Source organism: Mesorhizobium sp. M7A.F.Ca.ET.027.03.2.1, assembly GCF_003999175.1.
In the GTDB taxonomy this organism is placed as follows: domain Bacteria; phylum Pseudomonadota; class Alphaproteobacteria; order Rhizobiales; family Rhizobiaceae; genus Mesorhizobium.
This window is the reverse complement of the sequence record NZ_RZOM01001905.1, coordinates 1-450: the sequence shown is the minus strand read 5'-3', so window position 1 is coordinate 450 and position 450 is coordinate 1. Positions and strand designations below refer to the sequence as shown.

General features: G+C 67.8%; 1 protein-coding gene. It reads left to right on the top strand.

Translation table 11 applies throughout. The annotated features are described in order from the left end of the window. A partial coding sequence (locus EN750_RS38700; protein WP_145968407.1) for a pseudouridine synthase occupies positions 1-450 on the top strand: 450 nt, incomplete at both ends.

Sequence of the window (450 nt, the reverse complement as noted above, 5' to 3'; positions counted from 1 at the left end):
GCCCTGCGGGTCGACCTCGACCGCGACCGCATCGTCGTCGACGACAGGCCGGTGGTTGCCGAGCGCAAGGTCTATCTCATGCTCAACAAGCCGCGCGGGCTGGTCACCACCCGCGACGACCCGCAGCAGCGCGACACCGTCTATGCCTGCCTCGAAGGGCTCGACCTGCCCTTCGTCTCGCCGGTCGGCCGCCTCGACAAGGCCAGCGAAGGCCTGCTGCTGATGACCAACGACACCCGGTTTGCCAACCGGCTGATGGACCCGGCTTCGCATTTGCCGAAAACCTACCGCGTGCAGATCGGCACGGTGCCGGACGCGGCGATGTTGAAGACGTTGCGCGCGGGCGTGAGCGTCGACGGCGAGATCCTGACCACGAATTCGATCGAACTTTTGCGCAGCGGCGGCCGCACCGCCTGGCTGGAGATCGGGCTCGCCGAAGGCCGCAACCGC